Origin of the sequence: Megasphaera sp. NM10, assembly GCF_000417505.1 — a bacterium.
In the GTDB taxonomy this organism is placed as follows: domain Bacteria; phylum Bacillota; class Negativicutes; order Veillonellales; family Megasphaeraceae; genus Megasphaera; species Megasphaera intestinihominis.
On sequence record NZ_APHY01000126.1, the window covers coordinates 1 to 2,446 of the forward strand.

At 53.7% G+C, this 2,446-nt stretch carries 2 tRNA genes and 2 rRNA genes; all 4 read left to right on the forward strand.

What is annotated here, in order from left to right:
- A 16S ribosomal RNA gene (locus tag NM10_RS12630) occupies positions 1–1,247 on the forward strand; the annotation flags it as partial.
- 83 nt (positions 1,248–1,330) lie between these two features.
- Positions 1,331–1,407 (forward strand) — tRNA-Ile (locus tag NM10_RS12635).
- A 107-nt stretch (positions 1,408–1,514) separates the two neighbouring features.
- Positions 1,515–1,590 (forward strand) — tRNA-Ala (locus NM10_RS12640).
- 135 nt (positions 1,591–1,725) lie between these two features.
- A 23S ribosomal RNA gene (locus NM10_RS14085) occupies positions 1,726–2,446 on the forward strand; the annotation flags it as partial.

The following is a 2,446-nucleotide window of genomic DNA, read 5'->3' on the forward strand; positions in this document are numbered from 1 at the left end:
GGTCGAACGGCCACATTGGGACTGAGACACGGCCCAGACTCCTACGGGAGGCAGCAGTGGGGAATCTTCCGCAATGGACGAAAGTCTGACGGAGCAACGCCGCGTGAACGATGACGGCCTTCGGGTTGTAAAGTTCTGTTATACGGGACGAATGGTACGACGGCCAATACCCGTCGTAAGTGACGGTACCGTAAGAGAAAGCCACGGCTAACTACGTGCCAGCAGCCGCGGTAATACGTAGGTGGCAAGCGTTGTCCGGAATTATTGGGCGTAAAGGGCGCGCAGGCGGCGTCGTAAGTCGGTCTTAAAAGTGCGGGGCTTAACCCCGTGAGGGGACCGAAACTGCGATGCTAGAGTATCGGAGAGGAAAGCGGAATTCCTAGTGTAGCGGTGAAATGCGTAGATATTAGGAGGAACACCAGTGGCGAAAGCGGCTTTCTGGACGACAACTGACGCTGAGGCGCGAAAGCCAGGGGAGCAAACGGGATTAGATACCCCGGTAGTCCTGGCCGTAAACGATGGATACTAGGTGTAGGAGGTATCGACCCCTTCTGTGCCGGAGTTAACGCAATAAGTATCCCGCCTGGGGAGTACGGCCGCAAGGCTGAAACTCAAAGGAATTGACGGGGGCCCGCACAAGCGGTGGAGTATGTGGTTTAATTCGACGCAACGCGAAGAACCTTACCAAGCCTTGACATTGATTGCTAAGGGTAGAGATACCCTGTTCCTCTTCGGAGGACAAGAAAACAGGTGGTGCACGGCTGTCGTCAGCTCGTGTCGTGAGATGTTGGGTTAAGTCCCGCAACGAGCGCAACCCCTATCTTCTGTTACCAGCGAGTTAAGTCGGGGACTCAGGAGAGACTGCCGCAGACAATGCGGAGGAAGGCGGGGATGACGTCAAGTCATCATGCCCCTTATGGCTTGGGCTACACACGTACTACAATGGCTCTTAATAGAGGGAGGCGAAGGAGCGATCCGGAGCAAACCCCAAAAACAGAGTCCCAGTTCGGATTGCAGGCTGCAACCCGCCTGCATGAAGCAGGAATCGCTAGTAATCGCAGGTCAGCATACTGCGGTGAATACGTTCCCGGGCCTTGTACACACCGCCCGTCACACCACGAAAGTCATTCACACCCGAAGCCGGTGAGGTAACCGCAAGGAGCCAGCCGTCGAAGGTGGGGGCGATGATTGGGGTGAAGTCGTAACAAGGTAGCCGTATCGGAAGGTGCGGCTGGATCACCTCCTTTCTAGGGAAAACCTAAGAAGTCGGCACGGAGGCCAATTCATTCATTGTTCAGTTTTGAGAGGTCATCCTCTCAATCCCATACATGGGCCTATAGCTCAGCTGGTTAGAGCGCACGCCTGATAAGCGTGAGGTCGGTGGTTCGAGTCCACCTAGGCCCACCAGGGCAAACCGATATACCCGAAATACGCTGTAGAGTACGGACAATCGGCGAGCCATTCCAGATTGCATCGACACACCTCTTTCTATGAGAGGAAGCCATGCATCGAGTGGGGGTGTAGCTCAGCTGGGAGAGCACCTGCCTTGCAAGCAGGGGGTCAGGAGTTCGATTCTCCTCATCTCCACCAAACTTTTTTATCATCGTACCTTGACAACTGCATAAAAATGTTAGAAAATACCTCTTTTTAAAAAGAGATCTTAACGAACCTTGAATTCTTGTTCATCACGACATCCCGTGTGGATGGCGTGATACATGAAAAAATAGTCAAGTAAGTAAGGGCGTACGGCGGATGCCTTGGCCATATCAGCCGAAGAAGGACGCGATAAGCTGCGATAAGCTGCGGTGAGGTGCAAGTAACCTTTGACCCGCAGATCTCCGAATGGGGAAACCCGGCAGCAGTAGTGCTGTCATCCTCTATGAGGAAGGGCACCCGGTGAACTGAAACATCTAAGTAGCCGGAGGAAAAGGAATCAACAGAGATACCCCTAGTAGCGGCGAGCGAACGGGGCAGAGCCCAAACCGGAATGGGAAACCAATCCGGGGTTGTGGACTGCTATCAAATGCATGAGTGAAGCAGAATGAGCTGGGAAGCTCAGCCAGAGAGAGTGAGAGCCTCGTAGGCGTAAGCAAGTGCATGGAGCAGGATCCGGAGTACCACGGGACACGAGAAACCCTGTGGGAAGCTGGGGGGACCACCCTCCAAGGCGAAACACTGATATGGACCGATAGCGCATAGTACCGTGAGGGAAAGGTGAAAAGAACCCCGGGAGGGGAATGAAAGAGAACCTGAAACCGTATGTCTACAAGCAGTCGAAGACCTTTATATGGTCGACGGCGTGCCTATTGAAGAATGAACCGGCGAGTTACTTCAGCTAGCGAGGTTAAGCAGAAAATGCGGAGCCGCAGCGAAAGCGAGTCTGAACAGGGCGTATAGTTAGTTGGAGTAGACCCGAAACCACAGTGATCTACCCATGTCCAGSTGA